The sequence below is a fragment of the Chryseobacterium phocaeense genome (genome assembly GCF_900169075.1).
Taxonomy (GTDB): Bacteria; Bacteroidota; Bacteroidia; order Flavobacteriales; family Weeksellaceae; genus Chryseobacterium; species Chryseobacterium phocaeense.
The window spans coordinates 974,006-992,207 of sequence record NZ_LT827014.1; the positions used below are offsets into that span (position 1 = coordinate 974,006).

The following is an 18,202-nucleotide window of genomic DNA, read 5'->3' on the forward strand; positions in this document are numbered from 1 at the left end:
CATGGGAACATTAGAAAAAGATTTCGACTGTGCAGTCGAAGAGTTCATTATTTCTCTAGAGAAATCAGGAAAAGTAGAAGATTTACTTAACAGGGAGACCCTTACGGAAGAGGAGGTTAGGGCAAAAAGGTATATTATGGACAATAATATGCAATATACGCTTACAGATCCTATAAAAGACGGGAAATTTTCTACTGACAGAGGGAATTTTATGACTCTTATACCAGGTATGAATTCACCACTGTCTGTTAAATTTAATGTGTTTGAAACACTTGTTACAGACCATTTAAACGCGGGGTATAGCAAGATGAAAATATCTTTTAAAGAGCTGAAAGCTTTCGAGATCAGTAAAATTATGGAGATAGTGCATGAAGAAAGCGAGGCAATAGCAAGAAGTGAGGGACACCTGTATGCAGTTATCTCTTTTATAGCAGATACTTCTGCCGACTTGGAAAATGCTACATATATTGTGTTTAATGTACAGCGACCATATCATATTATCGCAGCTGATGTGCAAGTCCTTTGTAATGATTTTTTAAGTAGTGCCGTGGGAATAAGGCTGAGAAATGCCTCTGTAACTAATTATGTTCCATGCAGCCAGAATTATGATCTGCGTAAGGTGAAGAATTATACGGACAGAATAAAAAAATATTTGGAGGAATGCAAAAAAAAGACTGTAGAATATATTGATTTTGAATTATGTTTTGGAGAAAGGAAACGTGATGTTGCTGGTCGTGTACAAACTGAGCAGTGTTTTTATCTGGCTTCAATACCTAAAGATAATACCGGGGTTCAATTGACAGCTCATTTCCCTTACTATGATCAAGGTAGTTTAGAACCATAAAATGCTGATCACTATTTACTATATTATCTCTTTTATTGTTTTAATAAAAGCAGCCATAGTTTTGGGAAGGAAAAAACTTTCTTTCCAAAGCTATTTCTTTTTTTTTCTGTTTATTAATTTCGGAGTGGATTTTCTGTCGGAACTAGATATTATTACCTCAAAATCGATACAGTACAATTATCTGAATGTATTCAATATTTTTTACTTTACCTATTTCTATTACTTGAATGTGAAAAGCAAAAGGATGGTTATAGGAATGATTATTATTACTTTAATAGGTGTGTTTTTTAATCCGGGATTATTTTATTTAGATAAATATAGTTTAAGTTTTGCGCTTCTTTATTGTACTACGAACATCATACAGGTGCTTTATTGGTATAAATACAAATTAAATAATATCAATGAATCTAAAATTACCGATGATCCTGCTTTCTGGATATCATCCTCCATACTTCTTTGGAGCTGTTTTTTTATTTTCCGAACAACGCCGATGTATCTTTTGAATGAAATAGATAAACCTTTTCTGCATCTACTAAAACAGTTGCTGAATGTGATTAATATAATCAGCAGTGTCTTATTTTATATAGCTTTACACAAATACAACATGATGAACAAAAAATGAAATCTTTACCGTCTGAAATAAAACTTATTTTTTTAATTGCATTGCTTTTAGTTATACTTTTAGCAGCTTTTACAATTTTTGTAGTGTTAATGTACAACAGAAAACAACTTCTGTACATCAAAGAAAAACAACTCAAAGAAGCTGAATACCAAAACCAACTCCTCCAGAAAGAATTAGAAAAGCAGAAATCCATAGAAATGGAGCGGGAACGTATCTCCCACGACATGCATGACGATCTTGGAGCTGGTATTTCCGCCCTGAAGCTGCAGGCAGAATTTTTAAAACAGAAAGCAGAGAATGATGATCTGCAGCATGATATTGATGAACTTCTGAAAACCTCCGAAGAAATGAATCTTTCTATGCGCGAAATGCTCTGGAGTTTGAACTCAGGAAATGATACTCTGGGAAGCTTTATAGATTACGCCATACAGTATGCAGATAATTTTTTGAGGAAAACCAAAATAAAACTCTGGTCGGAAAGTGAAGATATTATCTCGGATACTCCCGTGTCAACAGAAATGAGACGGAATATGTTTTTATGTTTAAAAGAGGCTCTCAATAATTCCTACAAGCACAGCCAGTCTGATCAGCTGAAACTCTCATTTATTCAAAAAAATAAAGAGTTCATCATGAAAATTTCAGATAACGGTGTAGGGATTAAGAATGAAAGCTCTGAAGGAAACGGTCTTCGGAATATGAAGCGCCGCATGCAGGAACAGAACGGAGAATGTCATGTTGTGTCTGGAGGCTCTGGAACAGAAGTTCTTTTCAGGGTTTTACTGTAAAAAGGAAAAATATTTATAGAGACAGCATCAATGAAAAGTGGTCTTGTTTTACCATATGTTGCTAAATTTTTCACCATCTAATTTTTTTTTGCGCTAGTGGTTATAAATTTTTAAAGTCGCTCGATTTTTCTATCAGAAAGTAACAATTTTTGATATATATTATTTTTAAGAGTTTGTATTGTTTGAGATAATTTGTTATTTTAGATTACAACAAATTCAAAAATACATTATGAAAAAAACATCAGTTATTTTAGAAAACAGCGCTAGTGAATCATTAAATAGCGTAAACAAAATCTATTTTTCAGAAGACGAAATAATCAATTTAGTATTAAAAAAATCACTTCCTAAGGAAGATGAAAAAGTATTTATTCAAAATTTTCAAAATTTAAGTTCAAAATATAATATCACTACTTTTGATAGAAAATATGTATGTCTAAATGCTTTTTTAGAAAAATTAGAGCAAAGTGCAGCGAAGTATGCAATATTTCACTTTGTGTATTATAAAAGCAAGGTAGAGCTTGTACTAAGCATTTCTAACATTCGTGGTTTTAATGAAAAAGATCAATTCTTTTTAATACATTCAGATAAGTTAGAAACTTTGTCACTTTTTGAATTTTTAAAGTGTAAACAAGATTATCTTACAAATGTAGGAAAACAAATAAGACTTGCTACAGGAGTTGAATCAACAGAAATGGTTATCCATAGGCGAGATGAGCTACTGAAGGTTATTAAGTATAATTTATCAAACAATACTGTATTTGAAACCGCAAGTGTACTTGAATTTGTATTTTTTCAATTTTCGGAAATAAAAAGTGATTGTAATAAAAACTCTGAATTTTATAAAAAAAATCAAGAGAAATTATCATTTTTCATAAAAATTAATGATATGTCAAATTCTATTACGGATGATTTATTTGAGTGGTTAGATATGGGACATTTATATCCATAAAGTTGTATTTAGCTGAGGAAAAAAATCAGTTAAAACTATCATTTGCTCAGAAAGATAAATAGGTTCTTTTCCGGGTTTTATTATAGAAAGGAAAAATATTAAAGAAACAGCATCACTGAAAAGTGGTGCTGTTTTGTTGTTATAATTACCCTTTTGTGTAATTGACAGGACTCTTTTTTTAGAAGAACTTTGAACTGTAAACTAAAAAAACTAATGACCATGAAAACTAAAAAAGACCAATTAGCGAGAATTATGAACACTCAGGCCCAACTGCTCAATCTCAAAATCATGGAACTGCAGATGAGCAGTGTATTATCGGCTGCGGAGGAAAATGATAGCAGATATGTGGCGGCTAAAAATCTGAGGCTTCCAAATGATGATTCCCAAGTTACGGTGTCAATTTACTTTGGAGGCGAAGGGCAGGCCGGAACCTCCACTTTAAAAATAATGAGAACCACTCAGTCTAGCAAGTCTATCAGTGTGTCTACCGATAATATTTTAATAGGTACATGTAATGAACTGATAGGGTATGTCCTTAGAATAGAATCTATGATACAGGATACAAGCAGGGAAACCAATAAAACAATTCTGACTGTAAAGATCAGACAGGACGGAACAACTATTTATCATGATACCCATACTTCTGAAGTTGACAATGAAGGAGGAGTTTCGTCATATACCCATCACATAACTTTCTATTAAAAAAGCGTCATGAAAACAGCATTAAAATTGAGTTTTATACTAATACTCCTGCTGCTTTCTCATTTTTATTCCGGACAGGAAGAAAAAGGGATTGATCTGGATGTATTAAGAGCTCAGGCATCTCCGGCAGCCAACCTTTTAGAGATTGCCAATTCCGATATTGAAAAGCCTACGGATCTGAAAAGCATTATGGTTTCGTTGAGAGAAGGAACAAGTAATTTCTCAAGTCTGCCAACCTCGTTTGCGATCGATCTGGCTCCATTTAAATTGGGTGGAAAATACCAGGACCTAAGAAGTGACACCAATTTTTCTACTACTTTTAAACAGACATTTGTTACTTCCCTTGCCTTCAAAGGAATAGCCGAGGATGAAGAACTGAATATTGAGGAAAGATCAAGACTGGGTTTTGGGCTGAAGTTCTCTCTTAAAAGAGGAGAGTTTAGTGATGAGACTATTAAAGCATTGAATAAAATTCATGAAGTCCATGAATTCTTACAAAAGCAAAGAATTATTACAGATGAAAACAGTAAGAAGTTAGCAGAACTTGATAGTATGAACAATAACCTGTTGAAAAGGCAGAGAGTTTTGGAAGATGCTGGTAAAAGAGATACCGAAGAATACAGAAATTTAGAGAAAGAAATTAAAGAAATCGAAGCGCTGAGAGTAGATTATTTAAAAACGCGTGACAATTCTGATGAAGAGACAAAAATTCAGGAAATAACAAAAATAGCCCAGGGTATTAAGTTGGAGCGTTACGGCTATTTCCTCGATATGTCAATGGGAACGGTTTTAGATTTCAGAAATAATAAGTTTAATAATACACAAATTACTAAGGTCGGAGCATGGCTTACCGGTGGATATAATTCGAAAAAGAATTCAACCCTGATTTTCATGGCAAGATATTTATACAATCCGGAAACACCATTGGCCAATCCCGAGTTGAAAAAAGAAAACCTGCATACTTTAGATATGGGTTCCCGGCTTGTTTTCAAACTGTTTGAGGAGAAATTTCTGATTAGCGGAGAATGTATTTACAGAAGTATCTTAAACAAATCTGATTTTGAATCATCCTGGAAATATGTCCTTAATTTCGAATATGAGGTAGCTAAAAACCAAAGACTAACTTTTTCGTTTGGAAGAAATTTTGAAGGAGAATATGAGAAAAAAGGAAATCTTATCGTCGCACTCAATTTATTAGTAGGATTAGGTAAATTTAAATTGTAGCGCAGGCATTTAATTAAAAATATTCACAATTCTCCAGGTTGTAAAAAACTTTGGAGAATTTTTGATTTATTACCAAATATTAAAGCCCGGTTTTTTTCATCAGGTTAGTTTTTTCATTAAATTTGTGATCAAGTATAATTATTAATAAAACAGCCTGAAGCTTTCGCGGATGGGTTAAAACTAAACAATATGAGTGCAATTTCTTTTATAGAAGCGAGACAAATTTTGGATTCAAGAGGTAATCCTACCATTGAAGTAGATGTATTTACGGAAAGCGGGGCCATGGGACGTGCTGCAGTGCCTTCAGGAGCATCTACAGGTGAACATGAGGCAGTGGAATTACGTGACGGTGGTTCAGATTTTATGGGAAAAGGAGTCCTGAAAGCTGTTGAAAATGTAAAAGAAGTTATTGCAGAAAACCTGATCGGGCAGCCTGTTTTTGAACAAAATTTTATCGATCAGGTGATGATTGATCTTGATGGTACCCCGAACAAAGGAAACCTTGGCGCTAATGCCATTTTAGGAGTTTCTTTAGCTGTAGCCAGAGCTGCTGCCGCTGAATTGAGACTTCCTTTATATAAATATGTAGGAGGCGTAAATGCCAATACACTTCCCGTTCCTATGATGAATGTGATCAATGGAGGTTCTCACTCCGATGCCCCTATCGCATTCCAGGAATTTATGATCATGCCGGTAAAAGCAGATTCTTTCTCTCATGCCTTGAGAAAAGGAACTGAAATTTTCCACAACCTGAAATCTATTCTTCATTCAAGAGGTCTTTCTACGGCTGTAGGAGATGAAGGAGGTTTTGCACCTACTTTCAAAGGAACGGAAGATGCATTGGACACTTTACTTCAGGCGATTGAAAAAGCCGGTTACAAACCAGGTGACGACATTATGCTGGCGCTTGACTGTGCTGCTTCAGAATTCTACAAAGACGGAATTTATGATTACAGAAAATTCCAGACTGCAGATGCTGCTCAGTTCTCCAGCAGCGAGCAGGTTTCTTACCTTGCTGAATTAGCCGCTAAATATCCGATTATCTCTATCGAGGACGGAATGCAGGAAAACGATTGGGAAGGCTGGAAAATGCTTACCGATAAAATCGGTGACAGAGTACAGCTTGTAGGAGACGATTTATTCGTAACCAATGTAGAAAGACTCTCAAGAGGAGTAAAAGAAGGAATCGCCAATTCTATCCTTGTAAAAGTAAATCAGATCGGTTCTCTTACCGAAACTATGGATGCCGTACAGATGGCTCAGAATAACAAATTCACTTCCGTAATGTCTCACAGATCAGGAGAAACCGAAGATTCTACTATTGCTGATTTAGCTGTTGCCATGAACTGTGGACAGATCAAAACAGGATCTGCTTCAAGATCAGACAGAATGGCGAAATACAATCAGCTGTTGAGAATTGAAGAAGCATTGGGCGATACAGCTTTTTTCCCAGGTTTAGACGCATTTAAAATCAAAAGATAATTGAATTTATAAATAACGGCAAGCGATAATTTTTGTTTGCCGTATTTTATAATTAGTAGTATATTTAGAAACAAAATAAATAAATAATGTCAGACAACAAAGTAATATTGAATTACGACGGTAATTCATATGAATATCCAATCGTGGATAGTACTATCGGAGACAGAGGAATTGATATTTCGAAATTAAGAGACCAGACAGGTCTGATCACTCTGGATTTAGGGTACAAAAATACCGGAGCTACCATTAGCGACATCACTTACTTAGACGGAGATCAGGGAGAATTATTCTACAGAGGATATCCAATCGAGCAGATTGCTGAGAAATCCAACTTCACAGAAGTAATGTATCTTTTATTACATGGTGAATTACCTACTCAGGAACAATTCGGTTCTTTCAACAACAACATCAAAAAATATAATTTTATAGCAGACGAGATGAAAAAAATCATCGATGTTTTTCCTCGTTCTGCACACCCTATGGGAGTTTTATCTTCTTTAACGTCCGCTTTGACTGCTTTTAATCCTAAAGCCGTTAATGTAAACTCTAAAGAAGAAATGGACCACGCTGCAGAACTGATGATTGCCAAGTTCTCTCACCTTTGCGCATGGACGTACAGAAAAACTCAGGGACTTCCGCTAAACCATGGAGACAACAGCCTGAACTACGTAGAAAACTTCTACAAAATGGCCTTCAGATTACCAAATGAGGAATTTGAAGTAAATCCGGTTATCGTAGATGCTCTTGATAAATTATTAATCCTTCACGCTGACCACGAACAAAACTGTTCTACTTCTACAGTAAGAATGGTAGGTTCTGCACACACAGGTCTTTTCGCTTCTATTTCTGCTGGGGTTTCCGCACTTTGGGGGCCACTTCATGGAGGAGCTAACCAGGCTGTAATCGAAATGCTTGAGTTAATCGATAAAGATGGTGGAGATGTTAGCAAATGGGTAGCGAAAGCAAAAGATAAAAATGACAGCTTCCGTCTGATGGGCTTTGGACATAGAGTGTACAAAAATTTTGACCCAAGAGCGAAGATCATTAAAAAAGCAGCTGATGATATCCTTAACGCATTAGGAATTCAGGATAAAGCACTTGACATTGCGATGCAGTTGGAAAGAGTAGCGCTTGAAGACGAGTATTTCGTAGAAAGAAAACTATATCCGAACGTAGATTTCTATTCAGGTATTATCTACAGGGCACTGGGAATTCCTACAGAAATGTTTACAGTAATGTTTGCATTGGGAAGACTTCCGGGATGGATTTCTCAGTGGAAAGAAATGAGACTTAAAGGAGACCCTATCGGAAGACCAAGACAGGTTTATCAAGGTGCTCAGAAAAGAGATTATATCGATATTACAAACAGATAATTACTGTTTTTATCATAAAAAAGATCCCAAAGTTTGCTTTGGGATTTTTTTATTTTGTGAAATATTTTTAAATTAAAGCATGGAAAATGAGAAATTGAATTCAGTAAAAAATGCAATGAGGATTAATATCGTTCTGTACTTTGTTTACGGACTTTTCCTGCTGATAGAAACATTCGATTTTCTTGAAATGCTTCACACAAAACCGAAAGATTATCATGCAACATATAGCTTGGTAAATGTTATTTTCTATCAAATGGAAATGATTATCTGTTTTTTGTGTGGCTTTAGTCTCATTATTTTAGTCTCCACGAAACAATCCTTTAAAACTATATTTTTGGTTAATGTGGCATTGCTGATTTTCAGGGCATCGACTGTTTATTATCTCTATTTTTATGAAACAGAAGAAAGATGGGTTCCGTTTATCTACAAAGAGGCTAATCCTTTCAGTACATTATTCCGTGGAACTTTTGTTCCTGCACAGTTGATTGTGAGTTTAATTGCGGTTTGGCTCTCTATTAAAGGATTGAGAAAGATAAAAGGACAAACGAATTAATTTTTTTAGGAACTACTATTTCCAGCTTTTCCACTCGCTATTTCATGATTTGGATTTCGGCGAGCCAAAGGCTCGCCGAAATCCAAATCATGAAAATGTTCAAACAAATGCTCCAATCTGGGCTAGAATTATGGTGTGGTTCCAGACATCAGAAAAATATGTATATTATCTTTATTCTGAAAAAATCTGAGAATGATCTTTTATGTAATGTAGACTCTTTTAGCTATCTCATTTATATTCAAAGAAAAATCCCTTCTGATTTCATATAATTATCTGAATTTTAGTAAATTTACCATACTATCAAATGTTAATATTCAATGACTTTCGGACAGCAGATGTTATTTTTCTTCAGTGCAGTAGGTGCCTTTAATGGGTTACTGCTAGGAATTTATCTGCTCTTTGTTAAAAAGCTTAAATACATTCCGGATTTCTTTTTAGGACTGCTTTTATTCACACTCAGCATCAGAGTGGGGATTTCTGTGTGTAGTTATTTTTATCCCGACTGGCCGCGGATCATTCCGCATCTTGGACTTTCGGCACTGTTTTTTACCGGACCGGCTTTGTATTATTATATCAGGGCTTCATTTTTAAAGGATGAATTTGATTTAAAACAATGCAGAAATTCTTTCGGTCTTCTGACATTGGCTCTGGGTACGGCTGGGTTGCTGTATTTATTTTTTCCGGTTACCTGGGACAGGTATTTCGGCACTTTTATTTATACTGTTTGGTCTGTTTTTGTTCTGCTTTCTGTATATCAGTATTATCTGTTTTCCAAAGGGAACACGAAAAACCGGAACCAGTTTATAATCCCTGTACTAGTCAGTAATGTGATTATTTTCATGGCCTATCAGCTTATTTCAACCGGATGGGTACAGATTTACTGCGCCGGGGGAAGCCTTGTGTTCTCATTTGTGCTGTATGCCAACTTTTTAATCTTGTTCAGTAAAAAGAATGAACAGAATTCAGCAAAAGAAATTCCGAAATACACCCATAAAAAGATTGCGGACGAGGTGGCGGAAAGCTTTGTCTCAAAGTTAGGCAACCTGATGGAGGCGGAAGAGCTCTACAAAAATCCCAATCTGAAATTAAGTGAACTTGCCGCGAAAATGAATATGTCTGCTCATCAGCTTTCCCAGCTGCTGAATAACAATCTCGGTAAAAGCTTTTCTACCTACATCAATGAATTCAGGATCAGTGAAGCCTGCGAGAAAATAGAAAACGGCTCTTTCCTGAAGATTGAAGAGATTGGTTATGAGGTGGGATTTAATTCGAAATCCACATTCTTTTCCACATTCAAAAAAATTAAAAATACCACACCTCTTTTATACAAACAATCTCAGATTCCATCTGAAGCGCGGTTTCAGAGTTCAGAATTATAATTCCGTACTGCGGAATTTAAACTTTAAAACCTTATTTTTTCTTCATCCTGCTAGTTTTGGTTTCATAAAATTTAAAGTTTATGAATATCAGATTGAGCTTTTTCATGCTCATGCTGCTTCTCTGCACTTTTGGAAAAGCACAGGAGAGAAAAATGTCGGATTCCCTTAGTGAATCAAGGCCTGCCACAACAAATATTTCTGAAGTCATTATTCAATCGGCTCCAAAAAATATAAAGTTGAATGATGGCAATGCAGTCATATCCGTTTCCGGAAATAAAGATTTTAAAACATCGGCCAATCTTTTTGAGGTTTTAAGAAAAACCCCGGGTGTTTCTATAGATCAGGAAGGGGGTATTTTTATTGGGGGAAGAATTACACCTGCGATATTTATTGATGGAAAGCCTGTGGTCATGAGCAGCCAGGAACTACAGAACTATTTGAAATCTCTGTCACCGGACATGGTAGAATCTATTGAAGTGAACGCTAACCCTTCCTCAAAATATGACGCAGAATTTAAAGGAATTATTGATATCAGACTGAAGAAAAATCCCAATCCAGGCTGGAAAGGCAATTATAACGGAAATGTTTATGCCAACAAATTCAATTACAGGGAGAATACTTTAAACCTTTCCTACAACAGGAAAAAATTGGCATACACCCTACAGGCCGGCTATAATAACGGAATTTCTACGTACCGTTATCGTGCATTACAGAAACTGGCGAATACCAACAACATGAGAACAAATACCTATCAGGAAGACGAGGGAAAAGTGTACAGCATAGCAACGGGAGCTGATTTCAGACTGAATGATAAGCACAGATTAAGCATCAATGCTAGAGGAAATTTCAGAAACAATGAACGGAGCCGCTCAGGATCGCTGTATACCACCAATAATGAAAATACACAGCTGAACTTTCATACGGAAAGCGAGAATCCTACAGTATATTCACAGGAAAACTATGGACTTACAGCTGATTATTCATTTCAGGATAAAGGGTTTAAGCTCAATTTTTTCGCCAATTATCTTGCTGTTAAGAACAAGCAAAATGATGATTTTATAAATAGAGATAAACCAACCTCTCAACTTTTATCTTACTGGAAATCTGATTTGCTTAATAAAATTGACATCCAGACTTTCCAGATAGATGTTTCCCGGAAAATTGGAAACGCAGATCTGGAAGCAGGGATAAAATACAGCCGCTCGGATACCAACAATAATATCCGCTACGACACACTGTCTGTGAATCAAAATTTTGTATTCGATCCTGAGAGGAGCAATAGATTTGTTTATAAAGAAAAAATAGTGGCGGGCTATATTTCATACCGGCAGAAATTGGGAAAGCTGCAGATGAATGCTGGGCTAAGGTTAGAGAACACAGAAAGTATTTCGGACGCAATCACTAAAGATTCAGTGGTGTCAAGGAATTATCTGGAATGGCTGCCGTCTTTCAGTGCATCTTATGCGTTCAATGCATCGAATGAATTGTCATTTTCTTACAGCAGAAAGATGACAAGGCCGGTATTTTCGCAGCTCAATCCATTCCGGTTCTATTTCAGCCCGCTGAATTACTGGATTGGCAACCCTTATCTGCAGCCTTCCTTCACCAACCAGGTCAAACTTACTTACCGTTACAAAAACTGGATCACCAGCATCATTGCCGGAAAAGAAAAAGATGTGATGGTGCGGTATCCGCTTTACAATCCGGAAACCAATGTTCTGGAATATCTGGGGACCAATCTTCCATACCGGAAATTTGCGTCCATAGAAACCGGCTTTCCGGTTAAAATTACAAAATGGTGGAATGTCACAACGCAGATAGCGGGATATTATAATGATGAATTCAGACCGTATCTGGGTGAGGTTTTTGCGTTGAAAGTATACAATTATGAGATTCGTACCAATCAGGTATTTACTTTGCCGGAAGGATATACCCTTAATCTGTATGCTAACTACGAATCAAAAACCGGAAACAGCCTTTATATTATAAAGCCGAGGTATACCGTTGATCTTTCCGTACAGAAATCATGGCTGAGTAACACACTAAATACAAAGATCAGTTACAATAATATTTTTGATTCTTATGATCAGCGTCTGGAATTCAGGCATAAAAAGATTATGGACAACCGTTTTACGCATTGGTGGGACAGCAGCCGTCTGATTCTGTCGGTGGTTTATAACTTTGGAAATTCAAAATATCAAGCCAGGGAATTACAGAAGACAGAAGAAGAAAACAGGGCACGATAAAAAAGAAAACCTGCTTTCAAAAGCAGGTTTTTAGTTTTGTGGATTACGGGCAAACACAGTTTCCGCATGTCCAGATATAGCAGTTTCCGTTTTCATCCCATTCGCAGCAGTATCTCGGTCTGTTGATCCCGCTTCCTACGATTGATTTTTGCTCGTCTCTACCTAGTTTTTTTGCATTTTTCAGCATAGAATTAGTCTTGTTCATGATTTTGATTTTTTGATGTTAATAGTTAAGTTGTAAATATATAATTTTATGGAAAATTATATCACTAATGTATGAATTTATTTTTAATAAGAAGCAAATATTTTTTATATATGTAGATGAAATTTAGCAGGTTGTAGATTTTGATTTTAGTTTTTATTATTTAATATAATTAAAAAAATAAACCCCGCTTTCAGAAACAGGGTTTATTTTTATGGCCGGATTCGCATTATCTCGCTAGTATGCTGTAAGAGTTATCTGGTAAAGAACATGGGTTCCGGAAGAGATTGCTTTAAGACGTATCCTGGCTCCTGTTATTGTTAGATCTATCTCATTTCCGCTATTGGCCGACAGGATCTGTAAATTGTTGAAGGTATATACCCTTGAAATAGGAAATCCGTTCTGAAGAGTATTCCAGGTTACTTTTAAATGGAAAAGTTCAAAGGTCTGGGCCGTACCCGGGCTGGGAGTTGGAGGACTAAGATAAGCAACGGTTGTTCCGTTAGTAATATACTTGCTTTCAAGAACAGGAGTGGTCTGGGTAGAGCTGTTAGGCGGGGAAATAATGTGATAATGACGATCGTAATCGGCTTCCACTTTTATATGATTAGGTGGAAAACTGCTAAGACTTGCCTCGCCGATATATTTAATGCTAAAAGAATTCTGTGCCCATAAACTGGTTACAGATACCACTGTAAATAAAACAGTTAAAAAAAAGGTAAGGGTCTTTTTCATAATAATAAGATTTTGAATTAGTACAGCTAATATAATGGTACCCGGACAAGAAAACCAGCTACATTCAGTAAACACGTACGTTTCAATGGTAACTGCGTAAGCTGAAACTGTAAGTGAGAATTAACTAGTGGTATTTTCTGTATTTATTACATTATGCGGATAAAATAACTGTAATAAAACCGTCCTTCAGAAGAACCGGATTACAGGATAAAATTATACGCATAAAGCAATTCAAAAGTTTCCCAGATAGCGGCCTTTACTTATATTTGTAGTATTGCATAAATCTTTATGAGACTAAACATTAAAAACGAAACGGGCAGGCTGAAATCAGTTGTTTTAGGCCAGCCTAATTCTATGGGACCCATTCCCACACTGGAAGAAAGCTATGACGCCAAGTCCTATTATTCCATCGAACATAATATGTATCCTAAAGAAGAGGATATCATCAGCGAAATGAATGCTTTCGAAGCCGTATTGAAAAAATATGATGTAGAAGTACTCCGCCCCAGCATTATTAAAGATTACAACCAGGTTTTCTCAAGAGATGTGGCTTTCGTAATTGACGATAAAATGATCATCTCAAACGTGATCGCAGACAGAGCCGACGAACAGGAAGCTTATAAAAAAGTTTTTGAAAAAGTAGCATGGAGAAAAATCATCAACCTTCCCGAAACCGCCCACATTGAAGGTGGAGACGTAATTGTATGGGATGATTTCCTCTTTATTGGAACATGTTTCAGCGAGGATTACCGGAACTATAAAACGGCAAGAACCAACGAATATGCCATTGAAATCTTAAAAGAATACTTCCCGAAAAAAAGAATCATCGATCTTGAGCTAAAGAAAAATGACAGAGTACCTTTTGAAGGAATCTTACATTTAGACTGTACGTTCAATCCGGTAGGAGAAGATAAATGCCTGATCTATAAGAACGGATTTGTAGATGAAAGCGATTACCGCCTGATCATTGATATTTTCGGGGAAGAAAACTGTTTCCATCTTAATGATGAAGAAATGTTTGAAATGTTCCCGAACATTTTCTCCATATCTCCGGACGTTGTAGTATCAGACAAGACATTCACCAGAATGAACAACCACCTGAGAAACGAATGGGGAATGACCGTAGAAGAAATCCCGTACAGGGAAATCTCCAAAATGGGAGGCCTCCTGAGATGCTCTACAATGCCATTGGTAAGAGAGTAGGCCGATGCGAAGATGAGACAATTTCCTGATGTGGGAATTTTTAAATCTTTAAATCTTTTAATTTTTAAATCTAAAACAATGCAGACAACAGATACCGTACTCATGATAGAACCGATTGCATTCGGTTACAATGCTGAAACAGCGAAAAACAATTATTTTCAGGTGGAACAGAAAGGTTCAGATATTCAGTCTAAGGCTTTGGCGGAATTCAATACTTTTGTGGGAAAACTGAGAAGCAAAGGTGTGAATGTAATTACCATAAAAGATACCCTGGATCCTCACACACCGGATTCCATCTTCCCAAATAACTGGGTAAGTTTCCATAAAGACGGGAAAGTGGTACTTTATCCCATGTTTGCTTCCAACAGAAGAGTGGAAAGAAGAGAGGATATTCTTGAAAGCATCGGAAACCAGGGATTTGAAGTAGTAGAAATTGATGACTGGTCTTTTTCTGAAACCCAGGGACATTTCCTGGAAGGAACGGGAAGCATGATCTTTGATCATGATCATAAAATTGCTTACGGTTCGGTTTCTCTGAGACTTGACGAAAATTTATTCAGGGAATTCTGTGAAAAATATGGTTTTACGCCAATAATTTTCCATTCTTATCAGACGGTAGGAACGGAAAGACTACCTATTTACCATACCAATGTAATGATGTGTGTGGCTGACAAATTTGTAGTGATCTGTCTGGACTGCATCGATGATGAGCTGGAAAGGGAAAAAGTGATTGAAACCATTAAAAACTCCGGAAAAGAGATTATTGAAATTTCAGAAGAACAGATGCAGCAGTTTGCAGGAAATATGCTTCAGGTTCAGAATAAAGACGGTGAAAAATTTCTGGTGATGAGCCAGACAGCTTACCAGTCCTTAAACTCTGGACAGGTGGCTGCCATAGAAAAATACTGTGAAATTATTTATTCGGACCTGAATACCATTGAAGTAAACGGTGGTGGAAGCGCCAGATGTATGCTGGCTGAGGTTTTCCTTCCGAAAAAATAACAGCATAAATAATCAATAAATGGATATAATTCCGGCCTTGGAACAAGGCCGGAATTTTTTTTGACCGGTTCATTTTTTCAAATTGAGACAAAAGACAAAAAAGTTAGCTAAATTTGTTCCCTAAGCTAAAATTATGAAGATGCAGCAGTTTTTTTTATCGTTCGCTGTTTTGTTGGGAATATTTGTGGGAGCCCAGCAGAAAACATTCTGTAACCCTATCAATATAGATTATGGCTATACGCCGTTTGAAGTATTCTCAAAACAGGGGAAACACCGGGCTACAGCCGATCCCGTAATCGTTAATTTTAAAAATAAACTATTCCTGTTCTCTACCAACCAGGAAGGCTACTGGTACAGCGATGATATGCTGGACTGGAAATTTGTGAAAAGAAAATTCCTCAGAGATAATAAATATACCCATGACCTCAATGCACCAGCAGTCTGGGCAATGAAAGATACACTCTACGTTTACGGTTCTACCTGGGAACAGGATTTCCCGATCTGGAAGAGTACCAACCCTACCAAAGACGACTGGAAAATTGCTGTAGACACTCTAAAAGTAGGAGCATGGGATCCGGCGTTCCATTATGATGAAGATAAAAACAAACTCTATCTGTACTGGGGTTCCAGTAATGAATGGCCGCTTTTGGGAACAGAAGTGAAGGTGAAAAATCTGCAGTCGGAAGGGTTTACAAAACCCATTATTAAGCTGAAACCTGAAGACCATGGCTGGGAAAGATTCGGGGAATACAATGACAATGTTTTCCTGCAGCCGTTTGTAGAAGGTGCCTGGATGACGAAACACAACGGAAAATATTATATGCAGTACGGAGCTCCGGCCACAGAATTCAGTGGATATTCGGATGGGGTTTATGTAAGTAAAAATCCTTTGGAAGGCTTTGAATACCAGCAGCACAATCCTTTCTCTTACAAACCGGGAGGTTTCGCCAGGGGAGCTGGCCATGGAGCGACCTTTGAAGACAATTATAAAAACTGGTGGCATATTTCAACCATCTTTATTTCCACTAAAAATAATTTTGAACGGAGACTCGGAATCTGGCCTGCCGGATTTGATAAGGATGATGTGATGTACACGAATACGGCTTATGGAGATTATCCGACCCTTCTTCCACAGTATGCACAAGGTAAAGATTTCTCAAAAGGACTTTTTGCAGGCTGGATGCTTCTGAATTACAATAAACCGGTTCAGGTTTCTTCTACTTTAGGCGGATACCAGCCTAATTTAGCGGTGGATGAAGACATTAAAACGTACTGGAGTGCAAAAACCGGGAATTCCGGAGAATGGTTCCAGACTGATCTGGGAGATATTTCCACCATTAATGCCATCCAGATCAATTATGCAGATCAGGACGCCGAATTTATGGGGAAAACTCTGGGGAAAATGCATCAGTACAAGATCTACGGCTCCAATGACGGGAAGAAGTGGAATGTAATTGTTGATAAAAGCAAGAATACCAAAGATGTTCCCCACGATTATGTAGAACTTGAAAAACCGGCCAAAGCCAGATTCCTGAAAATGGAAAACCTGAAAATGCCTACCGGAAAATTTGCATTAAGCGGATTTAGGGTATTCGGAAAAGGAGCTGGTGAACAACCTAAAAAAGTGGAAGGATTTGTCCCACTAAGAGCCGATCCTAAAAAATACGGTGAAAGAAGAAGCATCTGGATGAAATGGCAGCAGAACCAGGATGCAGACGGGTACGTGATCTACTGGGGAAAATCTCCGGATAAATTATACGGAAGCATGATGGTGTACGGCAAGAATGAATACTTCTTTACCGGGGCAGACCGTACGGATGCTTACTATTTCCAGATCGAAGCTTTTAATGCCAATGGGGTTTCGGAGAGAACGGAAATTGTGAAATCAGAATAGAGGATAAAGAAAAAAAGAATAAAAAGAAATCTGCCACATCAGCTCAATCTGCGTGAACTTTTAGATTCAAATTCAAAAATAATAGCAGCGTCCGGAAATTTTCCGGGCGCTTATTTTTTATCTATCTGCTTCAAAAAGCCCGCAATATTCCCAATCAACAACTCATCATTCGGGCTTTTATCCCAATCCAGATGTCCGCCATTGAATTCATAGGATGCGTGCACTACTTTATTTTGACTCAATGCAGAATCCAGCTTTCTCATCTGTGACAGCGGAATCACCTGATCCCTGTTTCCATAATAGGAAAGAGTAGGCGGTGAGGTTTCATTAATCCAGAAAACAGGATTTGGAATATCCTGATTAGTTATATCTGTTGGAGTAGGTTTTGAGGCATCAGTCATATGTTTTTCAACAAAAGAATAGTCGGAATAGTTTTTAAAGTCTGCACTGTTCAGATCGGCTGGCCCTACGATATTTACGATTGCTTTTACTTTTGTCCGGTGTTTAAGGTCAAAAATCCTGTTGTAACCATACAACATTGATAAGTGGGCGCCTGCGCTGTTCCCGAGCAAAATAATTTCAGGGGGAAACTTCATCTCTACAGACTTTTTAACCAATATATCTAAAGCATCATCAATGTCTTCCGTTTGGTTGGGAAGAATAAAAGAATGCTGATCCGCCAGCCTGTAATTTATATTCGCAAAAACATAATCAGGAAACTTTTGCATCATAGAAAGAGTGAAAAAGGTAAGCTGTGATTTGTCTCCTCCGCGCCAGCCTCCACCATGAATAAGTACAAAAATACCTTGTATTGAGTTTCTGTTTTCAGGGATATAAAGATCCATTACCTGCCTGGAATCATTTCCATAACGGACATTTTCTTCCTTGTTAAAGCTGGCATCTTTACCCAGCTTTACTTTCTTTTCTTTGCACCCGGTCCAAAGAAAAAGGATTGAAATAAAACATAAAAAGGCAGCGAGACTTTTGTTCATAATCATAAAGATAGA

The 18,202-nt window shown here is 37.0% G+C and carries 16 protein-coding genes; 13 read left to right on the forward strand and 3 right to left on the reverse strand.

Annotated features, from left to right (window positions below; genetic code table 11):
- The first annotated feature begins 1 nt into the window (after position 1).
- From B7E04_RS05955 to B7E04_RS06010, 10 genes are all read left to right on the forward strand, one after another.
- Positions 2-844, forward strand: coding sequence for a hypothetical protein (locus B7E04_RS05955; RefSeq protein ID WP_080777797.1), 843 nt, complete (start codon positions 2-4; stop codon positions 842-844).
- A 711-nt stretch (positions 845-1,555) separates the two neighbouring features.
- The gene (locus B7E04_RS05965) at positions 1,556-2,251 is read left to right on the forward strand and encodes a sensor histidine kinase (protein ID WP_228439830.1); all 696 of its coding nucleotides are present in this window, start codon (positions 1,556-1,558) and stop codon (positions 2,249-2,251) included.
- 229 nt (positions 2,252-2,480) lie between these two features.
- Positions 2,481-3,200 (forward strand): hypothetical protein, encoded by a 720-nt coding sequence (locus B7E04_RS05970; protein ID WP_080777800.1) that lies wholly within the window; start codon positions 2,481-2,483, stop codon positions 3,198-3,200.
- A gap of 219 nt (positions 3,201-3,419) precedes the next feature.
- Positions 3,420-3,902, forward strand: a complete 483-nt coding sequence (locus B7E04_RS05975) for a hypothetical protein (RefSeq protein ID WP_139785347.1) — start codon at positions 3,420-3,422, stop codon at positions 3,900-3,902.
- A gap of 9 nt (positions 3,903-3,911) precedes the next feature.
- Positions 3,912-5,126 (forward strand): hypothetical protein, encoded by a 1,215-nt coding sequence (locus tag B7E04_RS05980; RefSeq protein WP_080777802.1) that lies wholly within the window; start codon positions 3,912-3,914, stop codon positions 5,124-5,126.
- 189 nt (positions 5,127-5,315) lie between these two features.
- The gene (eno, locus tag B7E04_RS05985; RefSeq protein ID WP_080777803.1) at positions 5,316-6,608 is read left to right on the forward strand and encodes a phosphopyruvate hydratase; all 1,293 of its coding nucleotides are present in this window, start codon (positions 5,316-5,318) and stop codon (positions 6,606-6,608) included.
- Between the two features lie 86 nt (positions 6,609-6,694).
- The gene (locus B7E04_RS05990) at positions 6,695-7,981 is read left to right on the forward strand and encodes a citrate synthase (protein ID WP_080777804.1); all 1,287 of its coding nucleotides are present in this window, start codon (positions 6,695-6,697) and stop codon (positions 7,979-7,981) included.
- A 79-nt stretch (positions 7,982-8,060) separates the two neighbouring features.
- Complete coding sequence (locus B7E04_RS05995) at positions 8,061-8,534, forward strand: hypothetical protein (protein WP_080777805.1); 474 nt, start codon at positions 8,061-8,063, stop codon at positions 8,532-8,534.
- Between the two features lie 317 nt (positions 8,535-8,851).
- Complete coding sequence (locus B7E04_RS06005) at positions 8,852-9,913, forward strand: helix-turn-helix domain-containing protein (protein WP_080777807.1); 1,062 nt, start codon at positions 8,852-8,854, stop codon at positions 9,911-9,913.
- Between the two features lie 80 nt (positions 9,914-9,993).
- Positions 9,994-12,159, forward strand: a complete 2,166-nt coding sequence (locus B7E04_RS06010; RefSeq protein WP_080777808.1) for a TonB-dependent receptor domain-containing protein — start codon at positions 9,994-9,996, stop codon at positions 12,157-12,159.
- A 43-nt stretch (positions 12,160-12,202) separates the two neighbouring features.
- Here the strand turns inward: B7E04_RS06010 and B7E04_RS22090 are convergent, their stop codons facing one another.
- Entirely contained in the window at positions 12,203-12,364 is a 162-nt protein-coding gene (locus B7E04_RS22090; RefSeq protein WP_165439398.1) for a hypothetical protein, read from the reverse strand.
- Positions 12,365-12,598: 234 nt separating this feature from the next.
- Positions 12,599-13,096, reverse strand: coding sequence for a hypothetical protein (locus B7E04_RS06015; protein WP_080777809.1), 498 nt, complete (start codon positions 13,094-13,096; stop codon positions 12,599-12,601).
- 288 nt (positions 13,097-13,384) lie between these two features.
- Here B7E04_RS06015 and B7E04_RS06020 point away from each other — a divergent pair, with 288 nt between their 5' ends.
- The 3 genes from B7E04_RS06020 (at position 13,385) to B7E04_RS06030 (ending at position 17,195) form a co-directional block, all read left to right on the forward strand.
- Positions 13,385-14,299: a dimethylarginine dimethylaminohydrolase family protein gene (locus B7E04_RS06020; protein WP_080777810.1), complete on the forward strand. Its 915-nt coding sequence runs from the start codon at positions 13,385-13,387 to the stop codon at positions 14,297-14,299.
- 78 nt (positions 14,300-14,377) lie between these two features.
- Positions 14,378-15,301 carry a citrulline utilization hydrolase CtlX gene (ctlX, locus tag B7E04_RS06025; protein WP_080777981.1) on the forward strand — a complete coding sequence of 308 codons (924 nt, stop codon included), beginning with the start codon at positions 14,378-14,380 and terminating at the stop codon, positions 15,299-15,301.
- Positions 15,302-15,440: 139 nt separating this feature from the next.
- Complete coding sequence (locus tag B7E04_RS06030) at positions 15,441-17,195, forward strand: discoidin domain-containing protein (protein ID WP_080777982.1); 1,755 nt, start codon at positions 15,441-15,443, stop codon at positions 17,193-17,195.
- 110 nt (positions 17,196-17,305) lie between these two features.
- On the opposite strand, the gene B7E04_RS06035 is transcribed toward B7E04_RS06030, so the two are convergent.
- Positions 17,306-18,187, reverse strand: a complete 882-nt coding sequence (locus B7E04_RS06035) for an alpha/beta hydrolase (protein WP_080777811.1) — start codon at positions 18,185-18,187, stop codon at positions 17,306-17,308.
- Between the last annotated feature and the right edge of the window lie 15 nt (positions 18,188-18,202).

Coding starts and splice junctions, on each gene's coding strand:
- B7E04_RS05955 (WP_080777797.1), top strand. CDS start 2: ATGGGAACATTAGAAAAAGATTTCGACTGTGCAGTCGAAGAGTTCATT.
- B7E04_RS05965 (WP_228439830.1), top strand. CDS start 1,556: ATGTACAACAGAAAACAACTTCTGTACATCAAAGAAAAACAACTCAAA.
- B7E04_RS05970 (WP_080777800.1), top strand. CDS start 2,481: ATGAAAAAAACATCAGTTATTTTAGAAAACAGCGCTAGTGAATCATTA.
- B7E04_RS05975 (WP_139785347.1), top strand. CDS start 3,420: ATGAAAACTAAAAAAGACCAATTAGCGAGAATTATGAACACTCAGGCC.
- B7E04_RS05980 (WP_080777802.1), top strand. CDS start 3,912: ATGAAAACAGCATTAAAATTGAGTTTTATACTAATACTCCTGCTGCTT.
- eno (WP_080777803.1), top strand. CDS start 5,316: ATGAGTGCAATTTCTTTTATAGAAGCGAGACAAATTTTGGATTCAAGA.
- B7E04_RS05990 (WP_080777804.1), top strand. CDS start 6,695: ATGTCAGACAACAAAGTAATATTGAATTACGACGGTAATTCATATGAA.
- B7E04_RS05995 (WP_080777805.1), top strand. CDS start 8,061: ATGGAAAATGAGAAATTGAATTCAGTAAAAAATGCAATGAGGATTAAT.
- B7E04_RS06005 (WP_080777807.1), top strand. CDS start 8,852: ATGACTTTCGGACAGCAGATGTTATTTTTCTTCAGTGCAGTAGGTGCC.
- B7E04_RS06010 (WP_080777808.1), top strand. CDS start 9,994: ATGAATATCAGATTGAGCTTTTTCATGCTCATGCTGCTTCTCTGCACT.
- B7E04_RS22090 (WP_165439398.1), bottom strand. CDS start 12,364: ATGAACAAGACTAATTCTATGCTGAAAAATGCAAAAAAACTAGGTAGA.
- B7E04_RS06015 (WP_080777809.1), bottom strand. CDS start 13,096: ATGAAAAAGACCCTTACCTTTTTTTTAACTGTTTTATTTACAGTGGTA.
- B7E04_RS06020 (WP_080777810.1), top strand. CDS start 13,385: ATGAGACTAAACATTAAAAACGAAACGGGCAGGCTGAAATCAGTTGTT.
- ctlX (WP_080777981.1), top strand. CDS start 14,378: ATGCAGACAACAGATACCGTACTCATGATAGAACCGATTGCATTCGGT.
- B7E04_RS06030 (WP_080777982.1), top strand. CDS start 15,441: ATGCAGCAGTTTTTTTTATCGTTCGCTGTTTTGTTGGGAATATTTGTG.
- B7E04_RS06035 (WP_080777811.1), bottom strand. CDS start 18,187: ATGAACAAAAGTCTCGCTGCCTTTTTATGTTTTATTTCAATCCTTTTT.